Origin of the sequence: Pseudomonas sp. Irchel s3f10 (genome assembly GCF_900187515.1) — a bacterium.
GTDB classification, from domain to species: domain Bacteria; phylum Pseudomonadota; class Gammaproteobacteria; order Pseudomonadales; family Pseudomonadaceae; genus Aquipseudomonas; species Aquipseudomonas tensinigenes.
On sequence record NZ_FYDZ01000001.1, the window covers coordinates 24,521 to 47,620 of the forward strand.

20 protein-coding genes are annotated in these 23,100 nt (G+C 60.0%); 8 read left to right on the forward strand and 12 right to left on the reverse strand.

The genetic code is table 11. From position 1 onward, the window contains the following. The 4 genes from CKW17_RS00110 (at position 1) to CKW17_RS00125 (ending at position 4,729) form a co-directional block, all read left to right on the forward strand. Positions 1-501: a spore coat U domain-containing protein gene (locus CKW17_RS00110; RefSeq protein WP_016983916.1), complete on the forward strand. Its 501-nt coding sequence runs from the start codon at positions 1-3 to the stop codon at positions 499-501. Positions 502-534: 33 nt separating this feature from the next. Continuing rightward, positions 535-1,323, forward strand: coding sequence for a molecular chaperone (locus CKW17_RS00115; RefSeq protein WP_095118178.1), 789 nt, complete (start codon positions 535-537; stop codon positions 1,321-1,323). 80 nt (positions 1,324-1,403) lie between these two features. Continuing rightward, a complete protein-coding gene (locus CKW17_RS00120; RefSeq protein WP_095118179.1) occupies positions 1,404-3,761 on the forward strand; it encodes a fimbria/pilus outer membrane usher protein in 2,358 nt (785 codons plus the stop codon). Continuing rightward, positions 3,758-4,729 (forward strand): spore coat U domain-containing protein, encoded by a 972-nt coding sequence (locus tag CKW17_RS00125; RefSeq protein WP_095118180.1) that lies wholly within the window; start codon positions 3,758-3,760, stop codon positions 4,727-4,729. Before CKW17_RS00120 ends, CKW17_RS00125 begins: the two co-directional genes overlap by 4 nt. Before the next feature lie 124 nt (positions 4,730-4,853). On the opposite strand, the gene CKW17_RS00130 is transcribed toward CKW17_RS00125, so the two are convergent. Both CKW17_RS00130 and CKW17_RS00135 read right to left on the reverse strand, forming a co-directional pair. Next, the gene (locus tag CKW17_RS00130; RefSeq protein WP_095118181.1) at positions 4,854-5,609 is read right to left on the reverse strand and encodes an anti-sigma factor; all 756 of its coding nucleotides are present in this window, start codon (positions 5,607-5,609) and stop codon (positions 4,854-4,856) included. Continuing rightward, positions 5,606-6,112 (reverse strand): sigma-70 family RNA polymerase sigma factor, encoded by a 507-nt coding sequence (locus CKW17_RS00135; RefSeq protein ID WP_095118182.1) that lies wholly within the window; start codon positions 6,110-6,112, stop codon positions 5,606-5,608. Before CKW17_RS00135 ends, CKW17_RS00130 begins: the two co-directional genes overlap by 4 nt. A 157-nt stretch (positions 6,113-6,269) precedes the next feature. Here CKW17_RS00135 and CKW17_RS00140 point away from each other — a divergent pair, with 157 nt between their 5' ends. Continuing rightward, positions 6,270-7,376, forward strand: coding sequence for a catalase family peroxidase (locus tag CKW17_RS00140; protein WP_095119000.1), 1,107 nt, complete (start codon positions 6,270-6,272; stop codon positions 7,374-7,376). Then, positions 7,373-7,918: a cytochrome b gene (locus CKW17_RS00145; RefSeq protein WP_095118183.1), complete on the forward strand. Its 546-nt coding sequence runs from the start codon at positions 7,373-7,375 to the stop codon at positions 7,916-7,918. Before CKW17_RS00140 ends, CKW17_RS00145 begins: the two co-directional genes overlap by 4 nt. On the opposite strand, the gene CKW17_RS00150 is transcribed toward CKW17_RS00145, so the two are convergent. The 3 genes from CKW17_RS00150 to CKW17_RS00165 form a co-directional block, all read right to left on the reverse strand. Then, positions 7,915-9,108 (reverse strand): MFS transporter, encoded by a 1,194-nt coding sequence (locus tag CKW17_RS00150; protein ID WP_095118184.1) that lies wholly within the window; start codon positions 9,106-9,108, stop codon positions 7,915-7,917. The genes CKW17_RS00145 and CKW17_RS00150 overlap by 4 nt on opposite strands. A gap of 149 nt (positions 9,109-9,257) precedes the next feature. Further along, positions 9,258-10,409 (reverse strand): M14-type cytosolic carboxypeptidase, encoded by a 1,152-nt coding sequence (locus CKW17_RS00155; protein WP_095118185.1) that lies wholly within the window; start codon positions 10,407-10,409, stop codon positions 9,258-9,260. A gap of 480 nt (positions 10,410-10,889) precedes the next feature. Further along, the gene (locus CKW17_RS00165) at positions 10,890-11,228 is read right to left on the reverse strand and encodes a DUF6124 family protein (protein WP_093434137.1); all 339 of its coding nucleotides are present in this window, start codon (positions 11,226-11,228) and stop codon (positions 10,890-10,892) included. A gap of 130 nt (positions 11,229-11,358) precedes the next feature. Between CKW17_RS00165 and CKW17_RS00170 the strand changes: the two genes are divergently transcribed. Continuing rightward, positions 11,359-12,018 (forward strand): LexA family transcriptional regulator, encoded by a 660-nt coding sequence (locus CKW17_RS00170; RefSeq protein ID WP_095118187.1) that lies wholly within the window; start codon positions 11,359-11,361, stop codon positions 12,016-12,018. Positions 12,019-12,058: 40 nt separating this feature from the next. Here CKW17_RS00170 and CKW17_RS00175 read toward each other — a convergent pair whose 3' ends face one another. From CKW17_RS00175 to CKW17_RS00190, 4 genes are all read right to left on the reverse strand, one after another. Next, positions 12,059-14,008: an acetyl/propionyl/methylcrotonyl-CoA carboxylase subunit alpha gene (locus CKW17_RS00175; protein WP_095118188.1), complete on the reverse strand. Its 1,950-nt coding sequence runs from the start codon at positions 14,006-14,008 to the stop codon at positions 12,059-12,061. Next, the gene (locus CKW17_RS00180) at positions 14,008-14,817 is read right to left on the reverse strand and encodes a gamma-carboxygeranoyl-CoA hydratase (RefSeq protein ID WP_095118189.1); all 810 of its coding nucleotides are present in this window, start codon (positions 14,815-14,817) and stop codon (positions 14,008-14,010) included. Before CKW17_RS00180 ends, CKW17_RS00175 begins: the two co-directional genes overlap by 1 nt. A gap of 117 nt (positions 14,818-14,934) precedes the next feature. Beyond that, a complete protein-coding gene (locus CKW17_RS00185) occupies positions 14,935-16,542 on the reverse strand; it encodes a carboxyl transferase domain-containing protein (RefSeq protein ID WP_095118190.1) in 1,608 nt (535 codons plus the stop codon). A 12-nt stretch (positions 16,543-16,554) separates the two neighbouring features. Beyond that, complete coding sequence (locus CKW17_RS00190) at positions 16,555-17,718, reverse strand: isovaleryl-CoA dehydrogenase (RefSeq protein WP_095118191.1); 1,164 nt, start codon at positions 17,716-17,718, stop codon at positions 16,555-16,557. A 294-nt stretch (positions 17,719-18,012) separates the two neighbouring features. Here CKW17_RS00190 and CKW17_RS00195 point away from each other — a divergent pair, with 294 nt between their 5' ends. Next, positions 18,013-19,710: an AMP-binding protein gene (locus tag CKW17_RS00195; protein ID WP_095118192.1), complete on the forward strand. Its 1,698-nt coding sequence runs from the start codon at positions 18,013-18,015 to the stop codon at positions 19,708-19,710. A 667-nt stretch (positions 19,711-20,377) separates the two neighbouring features. Here the strand turns inward: CKW17_RS00195 and CKW17_RS00200 are convergent. The 3 genes from CKW17_RS00200 to CKW17_RS00210 all read right to left on the reverse strand — a co-directional run bounded on the left by CKW17_RS00200 (position 20,378) and on the right by CKW17_RS00210 (position 22,947). Beyond that, entirely contained in the window at positions 20,378-21,277 is a 900-nt protein-coding gene (locus CKW17_RS00200; RefSeq protein WP_095118193.1) for a hydroxymethylglutaryl-CoA lyase, read from the reverse strand. Positions 21,278-21,422: 145 nt separating this feature from the next. Next, the gene (locus CKW17_RS00205) at positions 21,423-21,821 is read right to left on the reverse strand and encodes a MerR family DNA-binding transcriptional regulator (RefSeq protein ID WP_007917234.1); all 399 of its coding nucleotides are present in this window, start codon (positions 21,819-21,821) and stop codon (positions 21,423-21,425) included. A gap of 196 nt (positions 21,822-22,017) precedes the next feature. After that, positions 22,018-22,947 (reverse strand): LysR family transcriptional regulator, encoded by a 930-nt coding sequence (locus CKW17_RS00210; RefSeq protein WP_016986544.1) that lies wholly within the window; start codon positions 22,945-22,947, stop codon positions 22,018-22,020. Positions 22,948-23,100 lie beyond the last annotated feature (153 nt).

Here is a 23,100-nt window from a genome sequence, read left to right on the forward strand (position 1 = left end):
ATGCGCCGCCATGGCTGTGCCGCGCTGCTCCTGCTCTGTGCGGGCAGTGCACCGCTGCCGCTGACCGCAGCGACGAGCCAGAGCTTTCAGGTCAGTGCCACGGTCACTGCCGGGTGTCTGGTGGTGGGCGGGGTGTCGAATTATGGCGGGCTGAACTTCGGTTCACGTTCGGCGCTGGCCACCGGCACCGTGCAGGTCGCGCTGACCGGCGGGGTGCAATTGCAATGCACGCCGGGGGTGACGCTGAACATGAGCGTTGATGGCGGCCAGTACAACAGCAGTGGCCGGCACATGCAGGTCAACAGCGGCAGTGCGCGGGTGGCGTATGCGCTGTTTCGCGATGCGGCGTACAGCCAGAGCCTGGGCATTGGCCAGAGCGTGGCGGTGGCCTACAGCGATGCGAACAACATCAGCCTGCCGATTTACGGTCAGGTGCAATTGCCGGGCAATCAGCCTGGGGGGACGTACAGCGACGTGTTGCAGGTGCAACTGTCGTGGTAAGGCGAAGTTGAATGGCCGACAAGGAGCAGGTTTATGGGGTCAGTGACGTCACGGCATTCTTTCGTGCGCTGTGTGATGTGGACGATGGTCATGCTTGGGGCAAGCCAGGCACAAGCGGCGAGTTCGGTACTGATCTGGCCGATCGATCCGGTGCTGGAGGCTGATCAACAGGCCAGTGCGCTGTGGCTGGAAAACCGTGGCAGCGAAACTGCCAATCTGCAGATCCGCGTATTCGGCTGGAGCCAGAGTGGTTTCGCCGAGCAATACCAGAACCAGCGCGACGTGATCGGCAGCCCGCCGGTGGCGAAGATCGAACCGGGGCAGAAACAATTGGTGCGTCTGACCCGCACCAAAGAGGTGCCGCCGGGGCAGGAACTGGCCTACCGGATCATCATCGACGAAATTCCTTCCGCACAACCCACGACCGCTGACGGCGGCAAAACAGCGGCAGCGATCCGCTTCCAGATGCGTTATTCGGTGCCGCTGTTTGCCTATGGCGCGGGGCTGTGGAGCAAGGAAGACAGCACCCGTGCGCGCGATCCCAAAGGTGTCGGCCTGCCGCAGTTGAGCTGGCGCACGGTAGCCGTGGACGGCAAGCCTTATGTGGAAGTGCGCAATCAGGGCGCGGTGCATGCGCGGCTGACCGACGTGGCAATCAAACAGGCCGGGCAGAGCAGACCGCTGGCCGAAGGGCTGTTGGGGTACGTGCTGCCGGGGGCGGTAATGCGCTGGCCGGCACCGGGGCCGTTGGCCGGTGATTCGGCGTTGCAGGTGCGGGTGAACGGCGCGCCGCAGGTGCAGAGCATTACACCTGCCAAGTGAGTGAGTCGTAGCGCAGTTATCTGACGTCGGCTAAAGCGGTATCAGGGAGGATTCAGTCCATTGACGGACGTAAAACGCGTATGAACCCAGGACGGGTTCGCCGTATTCAGCGTCCGTTGTGGCTCATCACCGGCGCGTGTTGCCTGATGTTCGTTCAACCATCCGGGGCCGGCGATCTGCCGCCGCCTCCCAGCGGCATGGAGGCCGTCAGTGATGCACAGTTGTTTCTGGAACTGGTGGTCAACCAGATGAATACCGGGCGCGTGGTGGCGGTGCAGCAGCGCGACGGGCGCTTGTTTGTCCCGGCGACGGCATTGCGCGAAACCGGCATGAAACTGCCCGACAGCCTTGGCGCCGAGGTCGATCTCGACAGTCTGGCGGGGCTGCACTGTGATTACGACAGTGTTGGTCAACGCTTGCTGCTGGACGTGCCGCCGGACTGGCTACCGGAACAGTTCATCGGCAATCGCCAGGCTTACCCGCGTACCCCGGCGCTGAGCAGTTTCGGCGCGTTGTTCAACTATGACCTGTACCTCAATGACACCGACGATGCTGGCACTTACCTGGCGGCGTGGAACGAAGTGCGGCTGTTCGACAGCTGGGGCACGCTGTCCAACACCGGGCAATACCGGCGCACCTTGTCCGGTGATTCGCTCAACACGCTGGACAACGGCTACTTGCGCTACGACACCACCTGGAGTTACTCCGATGACGAGCGGATGCTCACCTACGAGGCCGGTGACGTCATCAGCGGTGCGTTGCCGTGGAGCAATTCGGTACGTCTGGGCGGCGTGCAGTTCTCGCGGGATTTTGCCGTGCGCCCGGATCTGGTGACCTATCCGTTGCCGCAATTTGCCGGTGAAGCGGCGGTGCCGTCCTCGGTGGATCTGTTCATCAATGGCTACAAGTCCAGCAGCGCAGATTTGCAGCCCGGGCCGTACACGCTGACCAATATTCCGTTCATCAACGGTGCGGGCGAAGCCGTCGTAGTGACCACTGATGCGCTCGGTCGGCAAGTTTCGACCACGGTGCCGTTCTATGTCACCAGCACTTTGCTGCAAAAAGGTTTGAGCGATTTTTCTGTGGCCGCCGGTACGTTGCGTCGCGACTACGGTTTGAAGGATTTCAACTACGGGCCGGGTGTCACCTCCGGCAGCCTGCGCTATGGCGTCAGCGATAGCTTCACTCTGGAAAGCCATGCCGAAGCGGCCGACTCGCTGACACTGGGCGGCCTCGGTGGCAACTGGCAACTCGGTAACTTTGGTGTGCTCAACAGTGCGTTGAGCCAAAGCCGTTTCGATGGCGAGGGCGGTCACCAGGTCAGCCTCGGTTATCAGTACAGCAACCAGCGTTTCAGCTTTTCCTACCAACGCCTGCAACGCCACGATCAATATGCCGACCTGACTGTGGTCGACAGCCCCTATATCAGCCTTAGCCGGCGCAGCGAACAGGCGACGCTGAGTCTCAACCTCGACCGCTGGGGCAGTCTCGGCGCCGGTTACTTCGATGTGCGCGCGGCGGATGATTCGCGCACGCGGCTGCTCAACCTCAGTTGGAGCAAACCGCTGTGGCGCAACAGTAGTTTCTACCTGTCGGCCAACCGCGAGATCGGCGACAGCAACTGGGCGGTGCAGGCGCAATTGGTGATTCCGTTCGATCTGCGCGGCAGCCTGGCGATCAGCAGTGATCGCAGTAAAACCGGGCAAAGCCAGCAGCGGGTCAACTACAGCCGCGCGGTGCCGACCGAGGGCGGCGTAGGTTTCAATCTGGGTTACGCCAAGGGTGACGGCGCCGATTATCGTCAGGCCGACGTCACCTGGCGTCTGCAATCGGTGCAGTTGCAGGCTGGTGTCTACGGCACTTCCGACGCCGAAACCCGTTGGGCCGATGCCAGTGGTTCGCTGGTATGGATGGACCGTCAGGTGTTTGCTGCCAACCGCATCGACGACGCGTTTGTGGTGGTCAGCACCGATGGTTTTGCCGACATTCCGGTGCGCTACGAAAACCAGCAGGTCGGTCAGACCGACAAGAACGGTCATCTGCTGGTGCCATGGAGCAGCGCCTATTACCGCGGCAAGTATGAAATCGATCCACTGAATCTGCCGGCCAACGTGCGCAGTCCCAACGTCGAACAGCGCATTGCCGTGCGCCGAGGCAGCGGTTATCTGCTGGAGTTTCCGCTGAGCCGGGTGATCGCCGCGAGCATCGTGCTGGTCGACCCGCAGCAGCGCGAGTTGCCGCTGGGCGCGGGTGTTTTGCACGAGCAGAGCGGCACGCGGACGGTGGTCGGTTGGGACGGGCTGGTTTATCTGGAAAACCTGCAGGCGCAGAACTCGCTGCAAGTGACGCTGGCCGACGGCAAGACCTGTCAGGCGCAGTTCAGTGTCGACCTGAATCAGGATCAGGTGCCGTTGCTCGGGCCGTTGGTGTGTCAATGATGTTCAGGCGATGGCAATTGGCGCTGGCGCTGATGCTGCCGGGAGCGGTACAGGCCGCGTGTTCGGTGGTCAGCACCACGCCGGCGGCGTTCGGTACGCTCAGTTCGATTGCCGTGCGCACGACTTCGCAGCCCAGTTCCACATTGAATGCGGGGTTCAGTTGCACCGGTTCGCTGCTGTCCCTGCTGACCAGTAACGACCACTTCTGGGGCACTGTTTCTTCGAGTCAAGGTGGTTTGGTCGGGCCGACCGGCGATGTCATCAGCTACACGATCTACGCCAACAACAGCACCAGCTACCCGCTGACGCGCGGCACGGCCTATGACTTTGCGCGCAACGGCATCATCGATGCCCTGGGCCTGCTCAACGGTACGACGCCGAAAACCGTGCCGCTCTACCTCGGTACAACTATTGGCAGCAACGTTGCCGCCGGGGTGTACACCGAGACCCTGAGTATTTTCTGGAACTGGAATTACTGCTCGGGGATCGGCATCGGTGCCATCTGTCTCGGGCGCGATATCGCCAGCGGCACGACGTCGTTGACGGTGAATCTGACGGTGTCCAATGATTGCACGATTACTGCGCCGAACATCGCCTTTGGCAGCGCGCCGGTGGTCAGCGCTTTTACTCCGGTGACCGGACAGACGATCAATCTGGCTTGCACCAAGGGCAGTGCCTACACCGTGGGGTTGAGCGACGGGCAGAACGCGGTGAGTGTCGGCGGGCGGCGCCGGATGATTTCCGGGAGCAATTATCTGGCCTACGACATTTTCAAAAGTGCCGGCACTACGCGCTGGGGCAGCGTCGGCGCGGCGCGGCGGGCGAGTACCGATGCCGAGATCAATCCGGGGAACGGCTTGGGCACGGGCAGTCAGATTTTCAACTACAACGCGAAGATCTACACCGACCAGACCACGCCGCCGGCCGGTACTTATCTGGACAATGTGGTTTTGGACGTAGGTTTCTGAGCCTGACGCTGAACCCTTGTGGGAGCGAGCCTGCTCGCGAATGCGGTGTGTCATTCAGCAACGATGCGACTGATCTGGCGCCTTCGCGAGCAGGCTCGCTCCCACAGGGGGGAGGTGGTGATTTTCAGAATTGCAGTGATTGCTTGAGCTGTTGCGCCGCCGGTGTATCGACCGGGCTGACCATCGCATAGTTGTACCCGCCGCCCGACCAGTACTCGGCCTGCAAGTCGCCATCACTGCGGCTGCCACGCGGCAAAAAGGTGTTCTTCGGCCCCGGCGGGCGCACGTAGAAACTCACCTTGTGGCCACTGCCATCCTCATACATCACCATCGCTGCCGGACCTTCATCAGTGCTGAGCAAGCGTCCGCTGACCGGTTCGAACCCGGCCGCCTTCAGATCCGGTAAACGACTGGCCCGGTTGAAATAACGATCGAGCCAACGTTGCATGTCGCCGTCACTCTCCACCTTGTAATCAGCCGGCAGCATGCCTTGCTGGGCAATCAGGCGATAGGCCTGCAAAGCATCGGTCATCGGCAACATGGACGGGCGCACGAGGGTCATTTCCCGCGCCTGCCAGCCACTGAATCCGCCGACGCTGACCGCGATCAGCAATACCGCCGCGCTGGCCAGATGACGACGCGACTGGCGCTGACGGCGCTGGCGGATCATCGCTGGATCAAGCGCCGGATTGGCCGGCTGCTGCAATGCGCCGCTGAGTGCCGCGCGCAATTGTTGGGCATCCTGTTGCCAGGCGCGCACCTGCGCCGCTTCGTCCGGGTGACTGGCTAGCCAGGTCTCCAGCACACGCCGGTCGGCGTCGCTGAGTTGGTGGTCGACATACGCGTGCAGGTCACGCTCGTTGGGAGGCAGGCTGATCATTTGAGTATCCGCAAAGAAGGGCTGCTGATTTCGCCGTCGCTGAGTTGGCGCAAGGCCTGGCGGGCGCGGGACAGGCGCGACATCACGGTGCCGATCGGGGCGCCGAGAATCTCGGCGACCTCTTTATAGGAAAGGCCTTCCACCGACACCATCAGCAGCAGGGCACGCTGTTCGGTGGGTAGGCGATCGAAGGCTTGCAGGGTCGACTGGGCGATGACGGTGCGCTCGGCCGAGGGCTCGGCGTCGTCGCGACCGGTGAAGAATTCGAGCATGCGCGCATAGCGTCGGGAGCGGCGATGGGCGTCGAGAAACTGCCGATACAGGATCGCAAACAGCCAGGCACGCAAATCGCCGTCGGCGCGTTTGTGGCCCCAACTCGACAGCGCCCGCTCTAGGCTGGCCTGCACCAGATCGTCGGCGCTACTGCTGTTGCGTGTCAGTGACACGGCAAAGCGGCGCAATCTGGGAATGATTTCTCTCAACTGTTCGTCGAATTCGCTCATGAAATTCTACTAGTCACTACGCTGTGGACTAGGGAGACGCCCGTCGCTGGAGGTTATTCCACGTTCGGAAAAATAAATACCGTCGTGTGGAATAAACCCGGACGAGGTGCGTCTTGCTGATTCTTCCTACTTGTGGCCGATGGCCCTGGAGTTTTTCATGGTTGATCGTTCATCACCCGATACTGCGCCGCCCGGCGGGCCAAAGCGCCCGCCACTGAGTGCGGCGAGCCTGATTCTGCGTCTGGGCGGCATTGCTGTGGTTGTCGCCGCAGTGGCCGGGGCATTCGCCTACGTTCACGGCAACTTTGACCCACAACGCCTGACGCCAAAAGCGCTGGTCGATGTGCTGGAGAAAAACAACGGCGTGCACCCCGGGTTTCGCCGTAACCACGCCAAAGGCGTGTGCGTGATCGGCCATTTCGAGAGCAGTGGCGAGGCGCGGGTGTTTTCCACTGCGCAGGTGTTCAACGAACCGCAGACCCCGGTGGTCGGGCGATTCGCGCTGCCGGCGGGCAATCCGTATGCACCGGACAGCAGCGTGCCGATTCGCAGTCTGGCGCTACGGTTCACCCAAGCCAACGGGCAGCAGTGGCGCACCGGGATGAACAGCATGCCGGTGTTCCCGGTCGGTACGCCTGAGGCGTTCTATCAATTGCAGCAGGCGCAATCGCCGGATCCGGCCACCGGTAAACCGGATCCGGCGAAGGTCCCGGCATTCTTCGCCGCGCACCCGGAAACCGTGCCGTTTCTGACGTGGGTGAAGACCGCCAAACCTTCGGCCAGTTACGCCACCGAAACCTATAACAGTGTCAACGCGTTCTATCTGGTCGACGCCAGCGGTAAAAAGCAGGCTGTGCGCTGGAGCATGACGCCGTTGGCGCGCGACGCTGCGGGCGCCAGTGCACCTGAGGGCGGCGATTTTCTCGAGAAGGATCTGGTGCAACGCTTGGCATCCGCGCCGCTGCGCTTTCAGTTGAATATCACTCTGGCCAATCCTGAGGATCCGGTGAACGACGCCAGCAAGACCTGGCCCCAGGGGCGCAAGGTGCTGAATGCGGGCACGTTGGTGCTGGAAAAGACCCAGCCGCAACTGAGCGGCGAATGCCGTGACATCAACTACGACCCGCTGGTGCTGCCGGCCGGGATTCAAGGTTCCGACGACCCGTTGCTCGCGGCGCGTTCCGCCGGTTACGCCAATTCCTATCTGCGTCGCACCAGCGAAGTCAGCCAGTTGCCCGCTGCCAAACAGGAGGCTCGCCCATGAGAACTCAACCGACGCATTTCGCACTGTTGGCGCGACTGCTGCACTGGCTGATGGCGCTGATGATCATCGCCATGCTGTTTATCGGCGCCGCCATGGTCACCTCGGTTTCCGAGCGACATGAATGGTTGATCCATCTGCACAAACCGCTGGGCATCGCGATTCTGGCGCTGGTGATTGTGCGTTTGCTGGTGCGGCTGACCACGCGCCAGCCACCGTTGCCCGCGGATCTGCCGGATTGGCAAGTGCTGGCGGCCAAGGCTTCGCATTTGTTGCTGTACGCGTTGATGCTGGTGTTGCCGTTGCTCGGCTGGGCGATGATCAGCGCTTCGGGTGAGCCGGTCATGCTCAGTACAACGCTGCAGTTGCCAGCGATTGTTCCGGCCGATGCACAGTTGTTTGCGTTTCTGCGCAAGGCTCACGGGTATCTAGCTTATTTGTTGTTCCTGACGGTGTTGTTGCACCTGGCGGCGGCGCTGTTTCATGGCTGGATCCGCCGCGACGAGGTGCTCGACAGCATGTTGCGCGGTCGCGATCGCGGTTAACTCGCTTGAGTGGCGCATCGAGCCGGTGCGCCGCTTTTCAGGGTCAGCCACCAGTACGCGAGCGCCACGGCGTTGATGCCCGCGCCGAGCAGGCACACGCCAATCCAGCCGGCCCACGCGTACATCGCGGTCGAGCCGATGGAGCCGAGCGCGCTGCCGATCGAGTAAAACAACATGTAACCGGCGGTGAGACGGCTTTGCGCTTCGGGGCGTACGCTGTAGATCATGCTCTGGCTGGTGACGTGTACGGCTTGCAGGCCTAGATCCAAAGTGATCACGCCGAGCAGCAAAGCCCACAGCGAAGATTGGGTGAGGGCGATTGGTAGCCATGAAGCGAGCATCAGCAACAGCGAAAGACCGCTGACCCATTGCCCGAGGCCGCGATCAGCCAAGTGTCCGGCCCGTGCGGCGGCCAGCGCACCCGCTGCGCCGGCCAGTCCGAACAGACCGATTTCACTGTGCGACAGGGACAGTGGCGGCGCGGCCAGTGGCAACACCATCGGCGTCCACAGCACCATCGCGCTGGCGAAGGTCAGCAGGGCGAGGATCGCGCGTTGGCGCAGTACCGGTTCTTCTTTGAACAAACCGAAAACCGAGGCGATCAGTGCAATGTAGCCAGTCGCCGGTTGTGGTGATTCATGCTTGGGTAGAACTCGAAACAGCAGCAACGCCATCACCAGGGTCAGCCCGGCTGACAGAAAGTAGATCGCTCGCCACCCAGCCAGATCAGCCATGCCGCCGGCGACTGTGCGAGCCAGCAGGATGCCGACGACGATGCCGCTGGTGACCACACCGACCACGCGCCCGCGTTGTGCCGGGACAGCAAGTGTTGCGGCGTAAGCCACCAGCACCTGCGTCACTACGGCGAGCAGCCCCGTCAACGTCATGCCGAGCAGCAGCCAGACACTGCTGGGCGCCAACGCGATCATCAACAACGCCGCTGCCGACAGCAGGGTTTGAGTGACGATCAATCGGCGTCGATTGAGCAGATCGCCGAGGGGCACCAGTAACACCAGACCGATGCCGTAACCGATTTGCGTCAGGGTGATGACGATGCCGATAGTTGCCGGCGACATCGCAAACGCTTCAGCCATGGCGTCCAGCAAAGGCTGGGCGTAATACACGTTGCCCACGGCCAGCCCACAGGCCACAGAGAAAAGCAAAACGACGCTGCTTTTGAGAGGTTTCATATCTCGCATCCTTTTAGGTTTCAAAATAAAACCTTGATCACGGTATTGATTCGGGTTTTATTTTGCAACCTGTTTGCGCGGAACTGTGAATCGCAGAAAGCAAAAGATCGCAGACAAGCTGCGATCTTTTACAGGAAGCGGGAGGGGGATCAGCGCAGGGTATCAACCATGTCAGCGATAGTGGTCAGCACGTCTTTACCCAACTGTTTTGAGCGCTTGCCCGACCAGCCGGTGACTTTGTCGGGATGGTCGTCGTGATCCTTGAACGGCATTTCCAGCGTCAGCGACAGGCAGTCGTATTTCTGTCCGACGCTGTTGCACGCCAGGGTCATGTTGGCTTGGCCCGGTTCGTCGCGGGTGTAGCCGTACTTGGTCTGGAAATCTTTGGTGGTGTGTTTCAGATGGCTGCGGAAGTGTTCTTCGAGCTTCTCGATTCGCGGCGTGTAGCCGGGATTGCCTTCGCAGCCGGCGGTGAATACGTGGGGGATTTCTTCGTCGCCATGTACGTCGAGGAACAGATCGACGCCGTACTTTTCCATTTGCTGTTGTACGAAAAGTACCTCGGGGCTGACGTCCTGACTGGCGTTCTGCCAGGCGCGATTCAAGTCCTGGCCCATCGCGTTGGTGCGCAAGTGACCGTGGAAGGCACCGTCGGGATTCATGTTCGGCACCAGGTACAGATCAGCGCTGGCCAGCAGTTTGTTCAGCACGGGATCGTCGTGTCTTTCCAGACGTTCGATGACGCCTTCCATGAACCATTCAGCCATGTGTTCGCCGGGATGCTGTTGAGCAATGATCCAGATTTTGCGCTGACCTTCGGCACCGGTGCCTTTGCGCAGAAGCTGAATGTCGCGACCTTCGACGCTCTTGCCGGTGGCCAGCAATTCGGTGCCGGCCTTGCTCAGTGCCTGATCGATCAACCAGTCGTGACGGCCACGGCTATAGGGTTCGAAGTAGGCGAACCAGGCGTGGGTCTGCTCGGCTTCGAGACAAAAACGCAGGCTGTCACCTTCAAAACTGGTTGGAATGCGGAACCAATTGACGTGGTCGTAGGAAGCGACTGCCTGATAGCCGGTCCAGGCTTTGTTATAGGAGGATTGGCTGGCGTTGACCAGGCGAAACCAGTGTTCCTGATGAACATGCAGACCGCTGGCCTTGAAGTGGAACCACTGAAAATGGGCGCTGCGGGTATCCGGGCGAATGGCCAGAACCGGATTGAGCGGATTGCTGATGTCGATGACTTGGATGTTGCCGCTGTCGAAGTTGGCGCTGATGTCGAACGAGGATTTGGCCACGGTCATAATCGATTCCTGAATATGATTTTTATGGCCGTTACTGTACACGCAGGCAGGTCTGAAACCGAGGGGAATTGCGGGGTGTGGCGGGGGGCGTCCTCCATGACGCGGATGCAGCTTAGAGAGTGTGCGATTGATTCTCAAGTGCTAATTGTCATTAGTTTGCCCCAATGTGGCCGGGGTTGGCTTGTCATTCGATATTCTTTTGATATTATCCGCGCCATCGAATTTGCAACACCTGAAGACTTCATTAGCCTGAAGCCACAAGCCCGAAAAACGGGCAAAAAAAAGACCCGGCAAAAAGCCGGGTCAAAAACCGTGATTAGCCTGATGAGGAGATAGTCCAGAAGACCGACCTAAGGTCTCTGGTCCATCGACTGATCTCGCGACCAGCTGAATGCAATAATAATCATTATCATTTGCAAGTCAAATGTTTTTATCTGCGCGATTGGAAAATTCTTTCCTGTCCGTCTGCATTTCCGTTCCTCACGCTTCATCGCCATCGAGCGAATGGTCGACCATCGCCCGCGCCATATCCACCATGTGCACCACTGAAAAGGCCAGGTCGCGACTCGCGCCTTGCAGGTTTTCAGCTGCCTTGAACGCCGTGGCTGCGGCACAGCGCAACAGATCCGAGGCGTGCACCAGGGCTTCTTCGCCGCTCAGATGGCGCCTGACATCGAAAAAGCGTTCGTCGACCTCGGGTTCTGACACAGCTGGTTTCAAGTAATAGTCCAACGCTCGCTGCGCCGCTGCATTGCCCTGAGGCGAGGTGAAGGTGGTGTCCATTTGCAGATCGGGCAAGTCTTTGCTGCTGATATTCATGATGAAGAGGCACTCCTTGGTCGATTGAAAATCCGTGCCTTCAGAATAGTACTCTGTGTAGTTGTGACCAGAATTTAAATACTACAATATGTGTTTTGCTGGCCGAAGGCGTCGACGTAAGGTGCTGCACATGGATAAATGGATTGAGTTGGTCAAGGCCAAGATGAGTGAACTCAAAATCACTCAAACAGAGCTCGGAGAGCGCGTCGGCATGTCCCAGGGCGGGATCGGCCATTGGCTGAACAAGCGTCGCGAACCCGGCATCACGCAAATGAATCGCGTGCTGCAAGCGCTGGGCATGGATTTTCTGGAAGTGGTGCTGGTGATCCGGGAACCGCAAATAACATCTGACGACGACATGCCGCTGGCGCAGAAGTACAACCCTTACTTCCGTTACCCGGTCAGCGATTGGCAGACGACCTGCGAGGTGCGCGAGAGCGATGCGGCATCCTACGCCAAGGCATCAGGCAAACAGCGTTTCGAACTCACTGATTACCACGCGCGTGGCCCGGCGTTCTGGCTGACGGTGACGGGGGATTCGATGACGGCTCCCAGTGGCCAGAGCATCGCCGAAGGCATGCTGATTCTGGTTGATCCGGCGGCCGAGGCGGTGCCCGGTAAACTGGTGATCGCCCAGTGGCCCGACAGCGCCGAAGCGATTTTTCGCAAACTCGACGAAGAGGGCGGCCAGCGTTACCTGGTGCCGCTCAATCCGACGTGGCCAAAGGCGCTGCTGACCGATGAGTGTCGAATCATCGGTGTTGTGGTTCAGGCAACGGCGCGTTACTAGTCAGATCGATCCTCGCCAGGCGTAGGATCGATCCTCACATTCACACCTCTTCCAGTTCAACCAAAGCGCTGCCTTCGCCAACCATTTCGCCTTCCTGGCAATACAGCGCTTTGATCACCCCTGCATGCGGCGCACGGATGCTGTGCTCCATCTTCATCGCTTCCAGCACCACCAGTTGTGCACCGGCCTCGACCGATTGCCCGGCCTCGACCAGCACACGGACAATGCTGCCGTTCATGGGCGCCGTCAGGCCGCCCTGATGGCTGTGGCTGGCTTCGACAGCGCTGATCGGGTCGTACGTTTCGATGCGCCGCAACTCGCCGTCCCATTGCAGGTACAGCGAATCCCCTTGGCGGATCGCACGCAACGTACGACGGACGCCTTCGTGCTCGACGATAAGCACTTCGCCGGACAGTCTGGCGTGGTCAGCGGCGCTCAGCGTCAGGGCTCGGTCCTGCCCCTCGCAAGTCAGATGCAGAGTGATTTCCCGTGGCAGACCCGCACGCAAACCGCTGTTGAGCGACCAGGGCGAAGCAGGGTCATCCTGGCGCGCCAATTGCGGCAGACTCTGCGCCACCGCTTGCGCCGCCGCGCTCCAGAACGCATCGCTCAACGTGCCCGGTGCTGGCAGCAATTGCTCCTGATAGCGCGGGATAAACCCGGTATCCAGTTCCGCCGTCGCAAACGCCGGGTGCGCGATAATCCGTCGCAAAAAATTGATGTTGGTTTTCAAACCGCCAATCGCGAACTCATCAAGCATGCTCAGCAAACGCAGTCGCGCCTGCTCACGATCCTCGCCCCAGGCAATCAGCTTGCCGAGCATCGGGTCGTAGAACGGCGAAATTTCATCGCCTTCCTCAACCCCGCTATCGACCCTGCGCCCAGGCCCTTCAGCCGATTCGCGATACAACGCCAGACGCCCGGCTGCCGGCAGGAAGTCATTCGCAGGATCCTCGGCGTACAAGCGCACTTCAATCGCATGGCCGTTCAACGGCACTTGCTCCTGAGTGATCGGCAGTGCCTCACCACGCGCCACGCGGATCTGCCACGCCACCAGATCGAGACCGGTGATAGCCTCGGTCACCGGGTGTTCAACCTGCAAGCGCGTATTCATCTCCATAAAGAAGAACTCACCGCGCGCATCCAGCAAAAATTCCACAGTACCGGCGCCGACATAACCAATCGCCTGCGCCGAGCGCACAGCCGCCTCGCCCATCGCCCGACGCAGTTCCGGGGACAAGCCCGGTGCCGGCGCTTCTTCGACGACTTTTTGGTGGCGACGCTGGATCGAGCAATCACGCTCATTGAGGTACAGGCAATTACCATGCTGATCGGCGAACACCTGGATTTCCACGTGACGCGGCTTGAGCAGATATTTTTCCACCAGCATCCGCGAATCGCCGAACGATGACTGCGCTTCACGCTGTGCCGAGGCGAGGGCTTCGGCCAGTTGGCTGACATCCTCGACCACTTTCATGCCTTTGCCACCACCACCGGCCGTGGCCTTGAGCAGCACCGGATAACCGATGCGTTCGCAGGCATCGCGGAAGGTGTCCAGATCCTGTGCTTCGCCGTGATAACCCGGCACCAGAGGCACACCGGCGGTTTCCATCAACGCTTTGGCAGCGGACTTGCTGCCCATCGCGTCGATGGCCGAGGCAGGTGGGCCGAGGAAAATCAGGCCGGCCGCTTCAATCGCGCGGGCAAACCCGGCGTTCTCGGACAGAAAGCCATAGCCCGGATGAATCGCCTGCGCGCCGCTGGCCTTGGCCGCCGCGATCAGTTTGTCGATTTGCAGATAACTGTCGGCCGCTTTGCTGCCACCGAGATCGACACGAATATCCGCTTCACGACTGTGTCGCGCCTCGCGGTCGGTGGCGCTGTGCACGGCGACGGTGGTCAGCCCCAACGCTTTGGCGGTACGCATCACACGGCAAGCAATTTCGCCACGGTTGGCCACCAGCAGGGTGGTGATAACAGGTGCGCTCATCAACGCGGCTCCTTGGTTGCGGCTTGCCAGCTCGGCGGACGTTTTTGCAGAAAGGCGCGCAAGCCCTCCTGACCTTCAGGGCTGACGCGGATGCGGGCGATGGCATTTTCGGTGTAGCTGCGCAGCGCCGGGGTCAACGCGCCGTTGCCGACTTCACGCAGCAAATCCTTGCTGGCGCGCATGGCGGCGGGGCTGTTGAGCAGCAGGTTGTTGATCCACTGTTCGACTTGCTGATCAAGTTCAGCGGCGGGATAGCTTTCGGACAACAAACCGATTTCCCGTGCGCGTTGACCGCCAAAACGTTCAGCGGTCAGCGCATAACGCCGCGCCGCGCGCTCACCAATGGCTTGCACCACGAACGGACTGATCACCGCCGGCGCCAGGCCGATGCGCACTTCCGACAGGCAGAATTGCGCGTCATCGGCGCCAATCGCCATGTCGCAGCAACTGATCAACCCCAGTGCACCACCGAACGCCGCGCCTTGCACCACGGCCACGGTGGGGATTTTCAGTTTGGCGAGGTTGTACATCAGCTCCGCGAGTTCGCGAGCGTCGTCGAGGTTGGTGTGGTAATCGAGTTCGGCCGATTGCTGCATCCACGCCAGATCGGCGCCGGCACTGAAGTGCTTGCCACGGCCACGCACTAGCAGGAAACGCAGGCTGGCGTCGCTGGCGACTTTGTCGAGGGCGAGGATCAACTCGCGGATCATCTCGGCATTGAACGCGTTGTTCTTTTCCGCGCGGTTGAGCCACAGCGTCGCGAAACCGCGTGGGTCGCTTTGCAGTTCGAGGGTGTTGAAATCACTCATATTCATCCGTCTCCACGGTTCCTGTGGGAGCGAGCCTGCTCGCGAAAGTGTTGTACCAGTCGACATTTCCGCTACCTGACAAACCGTATTCGCGAGCAGGCTCGCTCCCACAAAAAATCACATCCGGAACACGCCGAAGCGGCTCGGTTCGATTGGCGCGTTCAGCGACGCGGACAGGGCCAGGGCCAGCACATCGCGGGTCTGCGCCGGGTCGATGACGCCGTCGTCCCACAGCCGTGCGCTAGAATAGTAGGGGTGACCCTGCTCTTCGTACTGGTCGAGGATCGGTTGCTTGATCTCGGCTTCCTGCTCGGCGCTGAAGGCCTGACCACTGCGTTCAGCCTGTTCGCGTTTGACCTGCACCAACACGCCCGCCGCCTGCTCGGCGCCCATCACGCCAATGCGCGCGTTCGGCCACATCCACAGGAAGCGCGGATCGTATGCGCGGCCGCACATGCCGTAGTTACCGGCGCCGAAGCTGCCACCGATGATCACGGTGAATTTCGGCACTTTTGCGCAAGCCACTGCCGTGACCAGTTTCGCGCCATGTTTGGCGATGCCGCCGGCCTCGTATTTCTGACCGACCATGAAACCGGTGATGTTCTGCAAAAACAGCAGCGGAATACCGCGTTGGCAGGCCAATTCGATGAAGTGCGCGCCTTTCTGCGCGGCTTCGGCGAAGAGAATGCCGTTGTTCGCCAGGATCGCGATCGGGTAGCCGTGCAGATGGGCGAAACCGCAGACCAGCGTGGTGCCGAACAAAGCCTTGAATTCATCGAACACCGAACCGTCGACCAGTCGCGCAATCACTTCGCGCACATCGAACGGTTGCTTGGCATCGGCGGAAACCACGCCGTACAACTCGTCGCTGGCGTACAGCGGCGCAATCGGCGCGCGCTGCTGCACCTCGCCGAGCTTGCGCCAGTTAAGGTTGGCGACGCTGCGGCGGGCGAGGGCGAGGGCATGTTCGTCGCTCTCGGCGTAGTGGTCGGCGACCCCGGAAATCTTGCAGTGCACATCGGCGCCGCCCAGGTCTTCGGCGCTGACCACCTCACCGGTCGCGGCTTTTACCAGCGGCGGCCCGGCGAGGAAAATCGTCGCCTGATTACGCACCATGATCGCTTCGTCAGCCATCGCCGGCACATAGGCACCACCGGCAGTGCAGGAGCCCATGACCACAGCGATTTGCGGAATGCCCATCGCGCTCATGTTGGCCTGATTGAAGAAAATCCGCCCGAAATGCTCGCGATCCGGAAACACTTCATCCTGACGCGGCAGGTTGGCGCCACCGGAGTCCACCAGATAGATGCACGGCAGGCGATTCTGCTGCGCGATGGTCTGCGCGCGCAGGTGCTTTTTCACGGTCAGCGGGTAGTACGAGCCGCCCTTAACCGTTGCGTCGTTGGCGACGATCATGCACTCGACGCCTTCGACACGACCGATCCCGGCGATCACACCGGCGGCCGGCACGTCTTCGCCGTACACCGCGTGGGCGGCCAATTGGCTGATTTCCAGAAACGGCGAACCCGGATCAAGCAAGCGGTTGATGCGCTCCCGCGGCAGCAGTTTGCCGCGCGAGGTATGGCGTTCCTGGGCTTTCGCGCCGCCGCCCTGCGCCACTTGGGCGAGCAGGGTATGCAGGGCGTCGACCTGTTTGAGCATCGCCGCGCTGTTGGCGGCGAACTCTGCCGAACGGGGATTGAGCTGAGTGTGCAGGATAGCCATGGCCAGCTCCGTTTAGCGGGTTTCGTTGAACAGTTCGCGACCGATCAGCATGCGACGGATCTCACTGGTGCCGGCGCCGATTTCGTACAGCTTGGCGTCACGCAGCAGACGGCCTGCCGGGAATTCGTTGATGTAGCCGTTACCGCCGAGAATCTGGATCGCGTCGAGTGCCATTTGTGTGGCGCGCTCGGCGGTGTAGAGGATCACCCCGGCGGCGTCTTTACGGGTGGTTTCGCCGCGCTCGCAAGCCTGTGCTACCGCATAGAGGTAGGCGCGGCTGGCGTTGAGCTGGGTGTACATGTCGGCGACTTTGCCCTGGATCAGCTGGAATTCACCGATGCTTTGGCCGAATTGTTTGCGGTCGTGGATGTACGGCACGATCAAGTCCATGCACGACTGCATGATCCCGGTCGGGCCACCGGACAGTACGACGCGCTCGTAATCGAGGCCGCTCATCAACACTTTGACGCCGCCGTTGAGGACGCCGAGGATGTTCTCTTCCGGCACTTCGACGTCATCGAAGAACAGCTCGCAGGTGTTGGAACCGCGCATGCCGAGCTTGTCGAACTTGTTGCTGCGGCTGAAGCCTTTCCAATCGCGCTCGACGATGAATGCGGTAATGCCGTGCGGGCCCTTCTCCAGATCAGTCTTGGCGTAGATCACGTAGGTGTTGGCGTCAGGGCCGTTGGTGATCCAGGTCTTGCTGCCGTTGAGGACGAAACGGTCGCCGCGTTTGTCGGCGCGCAGCTTCATCGAGACTACGTCGGAGCCGGCGTTTGGCTCGCTCATGGCGAGGGCGCCGACGTGCTCGCCGCTGATCAGTTTCGGCAGGTATTTGGTTTTTTGTTCATGGTTGCCGTTGCGGTTGATCTGGTTGACGCAGAGGTTGGAATGCGCGCCGTAGGACAACGCCACCGAGGCCGAGCCACGGCTGATTTCTTCCATCGCCACCACGTGTGCCAGGTAACCCAGGCCCGCGCCGCCGTACTCTTCCGGCACGGTGATGCCGAGCAGACCCATGTCACCGAACTTGCGCCACATGTCGGCGGGGAACAGGTTGTCGCTGTCGATCTGCGCCGCGCGCGGAGCGATCTCCTTGGCGACAAAGGACTGAACCTGATCGCGCAACATGTCGATGGTTTCACCGAGGGCGAAGTTCAGGGATGGGTAGCTCATGGGTCACCTTTTGGCTTTTTTGTAGGGTGGGGAGGGCGCGCACTCGGCTCTCACCTTTACGTTAACGTAAGCCTGTGACGGATGGCTGTCAATCACCCTTTACGTTAACGTCAACTTAGGCGAGAGTAGGGGCAGTTCAAGATTGAAAGCTGATTAGTTTTTGTAGGAGTGAGCCTGCTCGCGATCGCGTTGTGTCAGTCGACGTAAATGTTGACTGATGGATCGAGATCGCGAGCAGGCTCACTCCTACAAGTGACCGTCGGCAACCCATCAATAAAGACAATAGGGGTCGTCATGGATCAACCCAGTGCAAACCCGCAGCGCAGCTATACCCGGGGTTCTCAGGACAAAGCCTTGCTGGCGATGACCATTGGGCAGAAGTTCGATCAGACTGTTGCGCAGTACCCGGACGGTGAAGCGCTGGTGGTGCGCCATCAGCAGTTGCGCTACTCATGGCGGCAACTGGCCGATGCAGTCGATCTGCACGCCAGAGCGCTGCTGGCTTTGGGATTGCAGGCCGGCGATCGCCTCGGGATATGGGCGCCGAACTGCGCGCAGTGGTGCATCAGCCAATTCGCTACGGCGAAAATCGGCGTGATCCTGGTCAACATCAACCCGGCCTACCGCAGTTCCGAACTGGAATACGTGCTCAAGCAATCCGGCTGCCAATGGCTGGTATGCGCCGGGGCGTTCAAGTCCTCCAACTACCACGGCATGCTGCAGGGACTGGTGCCGGAACTGGCCGAGCAACCCATCGGCCAATTGCGCAGCGAACGTCTGCCAGAACTGCGCGGGGTGATCAGCCTCGACCCGCAGCCACCGTCAGGTTTCCTGCCGTGGTCTCAATTGGCCGACATGGCAACCAGTGTCTCCAAAGAACAACTAAACGAACGCAGCGACAGCCTGCACTTCGATCAACCGGTCAACATCCAGTACACCTCCGGCACCACCGGCTTCCCCAAGGGCGCGACCCTCAGCCACTACAACATCCTCAACAACGGTTACATGGTCGGCGAAAGCATTGGCCTGACCCCGCGCGACCGCCTGGTGATCCCGGTGCCGCTGTACCACTGCTTCGGCATGGTCATGGGCAACCTCGGCTGCATCACCCACGGCAGCACGATGATTTACCCCAACGACGCGTTCGACCCGTTGTTGACCTTGCAAACCGTCGCCGAAGAAAAAGCCACCGGCCTCTACGGTGTCCCGACCATGTTCATCGCCATGCTCGATCAGCCGCAACGCGCCGAGTTCGATCTGTCGAGCCTGCGCACCGGGATCATGGCTGGCGCGACGTGCCCGATCGAGGTAATGCGCCGGGTCATCAGCGAGATGCACATGAGCGAAGTGCAGATCGCCTATGGCATGACCGAAACCAGCCCGGTGTCGCTGCAAACCGGGCCAAACGATGAACTGGAATTACGCGTGACCACCGTTGGCCGCACCCAGCCACAGCTGGAAAGCAAGATCATCGACGAAGCCGGCAACCTCGTACCACGCGGCACCATTGGCGAACTCTGTACTCGGGGTTACAGCGTGATGCTCGGTTACTGGAACAATCCACAGGTCACCGCCGAAGCCATCGATGAGGCAGGCTGGATGCACACCGGCGACCTGGCGAGCATGAATGAGGAGGGTTACGTCAACATCGCCGGGCGCAACAAGGACATGATCATTCGTGGCGGCGAGAATGTTTATCCGCGTGAGCTGGAGGAGTTTTTCTTCACCCATCCGGCGGTGGCGGACGTGCAGGTGATCGGTATTCCGTGTTCGCGTTACGGCGAGGAGATTGTTGCCTGGATCAAATTTCATCCCGGCCACAGCGCTTCGGAGTTGGAACTGCAAACCTGGTGCAAGGAGCGCATCGCGCACTTCAAGACGCCACGGCACTTCAAGTTCGTCGAAGAGTTTCCGATGACGGTGACGGGCAAGATTCAGAAATTCAGAATGCGAGAGATCAGCATCGAAGAGCTACGCGAAAAGCTCGCCTGACGAGGATTCAATGTGGGAGCAAGCCTGCTCGCGAATGCAGTGTGTCATTCAGCGCAGATGTGTCTGATACACCGCTTTCGCGAGCAGGCTCGCTCCCACAAGGGATACGCAGTGAAAACACAAATCACAGAAAGCACAAAGGGGAGCCGAGGCTCCCCTTTAATTTTGTCGTCGCGTGCTCTTTTTTATTATTGAGGGTCGGTCTGTTGTTGTTTTTGGCAACCGTGGCCCTTTACCGCTGTTTTTGGCGACCCCCATCCGGGGTCAAGAGCAAACGTATTTTTTTGAGCGCTGATCTACTTTCTCGCTAAGCGATCCAACCGATTCGGGAGCTACCTGAAGGTAGTTTTATTGTTCTCTGCCCGGTTGCGGGTCACTCCTGAGAGCACCCTGAAAAGCACACCTTCTCCAAAAAAATCTGTTAGCTGCGTCTCTGCCGTGTTGTTTTTGTTATGTCAGAGTCGGTACGTCTTATTTTTATTGGTTTGCTGCTTTTTATTCTTGTTATGCCATAGAGATAGCAGAAGCCGTGCCAACTTTTAAAATCCTTTATAAATCAATGGATTGAAAGTTTCTGCGTTTTTTCACTCCGGCGAAGCCAGACAATTTGTTTCCGTGTTACTCGCTTCAACCCACATTCCGGACACAGCGGTAACACCTTGTCCCCTCACTGTGCTCTGCGAGCCTTGGCCACTCGCGAACCGCTCGGGCGACCGAGCACCGCGCTGATCTGCTGACCCGCAGCAATCAAGGCGTCCAGGTCGATTCCGGTCTTGATGCCGAGGCCGTTGAGCAGGTACACCACATCTTCGGTAGCAACGTTACCGCTCGCGCCTTTGGCGTACGGGCAGCCGCCGAGGCCCGCGATAGAGCTGTCGAACACCGAAATCCCTTCGAGCAGGCTGGCGTAGATGTTGGCCATGGCCTGGCCGTAAGTGTCGTGGAAATGCCCGGCGAGTTTTTCCCGTGGCACTTGCGCCGACACCACTTCAAACAAGCGCCGAGTCGCGCCCGCAGTGCCGGTGCCAATGGTGTCGCCCAGCGAAACCTCGTAGCAGCCCATCGCATACAACTCGCGCGCGACCATCGCCACTTGCTCCGGCGCGACCGTGCCTTCGTACGGGCAGCCGAGCACGCAGGACACGTAACCGCGCACGGTAACGCCGTGCTGTTGCGCCGCTTCCATGATCGGCGCAAAGCGCGCCAGACTTTCGCTGATCGAGCAGTTGATGTTGCGCTGTGAGAACGCCTCAGACGCGGCGGCGAACACCGCGACTTCCTTGACTCCGGCGGCTATGGCGTCTTCGAAGCCGCGCAGGTTCGGCGCCAGTGCACCGTAGGTCACGCCGGGTTTGCGCTGAATCTGTGCGAAGACCTCGGCAGAACCGGCCATCTGCGGCACCCATTTCGGTGAGACGAAACTGCCGACTTCTATATAGCCAAGGCCGGCGGCGCTCAAAGCGTCGACCAGTTGCACCTTGTCGGCGACGCTGATCGGTTGGGCTTCGTTCTGTAGGCCATCGCGCGGGCCGACTTCGATCAGGCGTACTTGGGAGGGGAGGGACATGGCGGTTGACCTGCTCTTTTGAATTCGTGGAGAACCCTTGTAGGAGTGAGCCTGCTCGCGATAGCGGTGTGTCAGATAATATTTGTTCGACTGACACACCGTTATCGCGAGCAGGCTCACTCCTACAGGGGATTTGTGTTGTCGGCTAGATGGCCTGCTGACTCTTGAGGGTTTGCTCCAGCGCCTGCACGCAGCGCTCCTCGGCGGTATCAAGCTCCAGTTTCATCTGTTCGATATCCAGCAACTGCTGCTCCAACTGCTCGCGGCGCTCCGTGATTTTCGCCAGCATGCTGTTGAGCTGTTTGGTGTTACCGCTGGACGGGTCGTAAAGCTCGATCAGTTCACGGCATTCGGCCAGCGAAAAACCGATGCGTTTGCCACGCAGGATCAGCTTCAGGCTGACCTTGTCACGTGGCGAATAGATGCGTTCCTGGCCTCGGCGCTCAGGACTGAGCAGGCCTTGCTCTTCATAAAAGCGGATCGCCCGGGTGGTGATGTCCAGCTCGCGGGCGAGGTCGGAGATGCTGTAAGTCTGGCTGCTCATGGAAGCGCTCGGAAAAAGGTCTTGGCGCTAAGCTAATGGCAGGTTGACGTTTACGTCAAGCGGGATGATTTGTGGTGTTCATGCTGGCCTCATCGCGAGCAGGCTCACTCCTACAATTGGTTGCATTTCTTCAGATGAAACACGGTCAACTGTAGGAGTGAGCCTGCTCGCGATGGCAGCGCCGCGGTAAAAAGCCCTACACCTTATCGAGCTTCTTCTCCTGCGCCGTCACCTGCTGGCACAACTCGATCATCTGCTCACGCATCCAGCGATTCGCCGGGTCCTGGTCAGTACTTTCATGCCAATACAGATGCGTCTCCACCGGCGGCACATCATTCACCGGCAGATTAAACGCCTGCAGTTCATGCCGACGGGCAAAGCGTTCCGGCACGGTCATGACCATATCCGTCTGCTGCATCACTTGCGAGGCCATCAAATAGTGCTGCGAACGCAGGGCAATCTTGCGCTGAATGCCCATTTTGCCCAGCGCCAGGTCGACATAACCCAAACCACTGCGGCGGCTGGAAATATGGATATGGGTCAGCGACAGGTAATCATCCAGCGAAAGCTTTTCCTTGCCCGCCATCGGATGGCCCTTGCGCATCGCACACACGTAGCGGTCTTCCATCAGCTTGACGTGGCGCACCTGCGGGTCGGTGTTGAGCGGTGCATCCACGGCAAAATCCAAGCGTCCGGCCGCCAGTTCCTTGGTGGTCTCGCGGCGTTTGGACAGGAAACTTTCGATGATCACCGTCGGCGCCAGACGGCGCAGGCGCTGGAACAGCGGCGGCAGAATCACCGCTTCGGTGAGGTCGGTCATGCTGATGCGGTAGGTCTTGACCGCTTGCGCCGGATTGAAGATGCGACTTTCCTGAACCGACACGCGCAGCAATGACAGCGCGTTGCGCACCGGGCCGATGATGTTCTGCGCCATCGGCGTCGGCACCATGCCCTGCGCGGTGCGCACGAACAGCGGATCATTGAAGGTCTCGCGCAACCGCGCCAATGCGTTGGATACCGCCGGCTGAGTGATGCCGACAATCTGCCCGGCGCGGGTCAGGTTGGCTTCGGTATAGATCGCGTCAAAGACGATGAAAAGGTTGAGGTCGACCTTACTCAGATTCATAACGCGGCTTCTCTTGTTATTTAGGGCGGTGTTTTGGGGGCTGGCAATCAGCCGATCATATATCGGTGATGAATGTTTATACACGCCGAGAATAGGCTAGGTAAATTATCAGCGCTGTTCTAGCATCGATTGCATGACTTGAACAACCTCTGC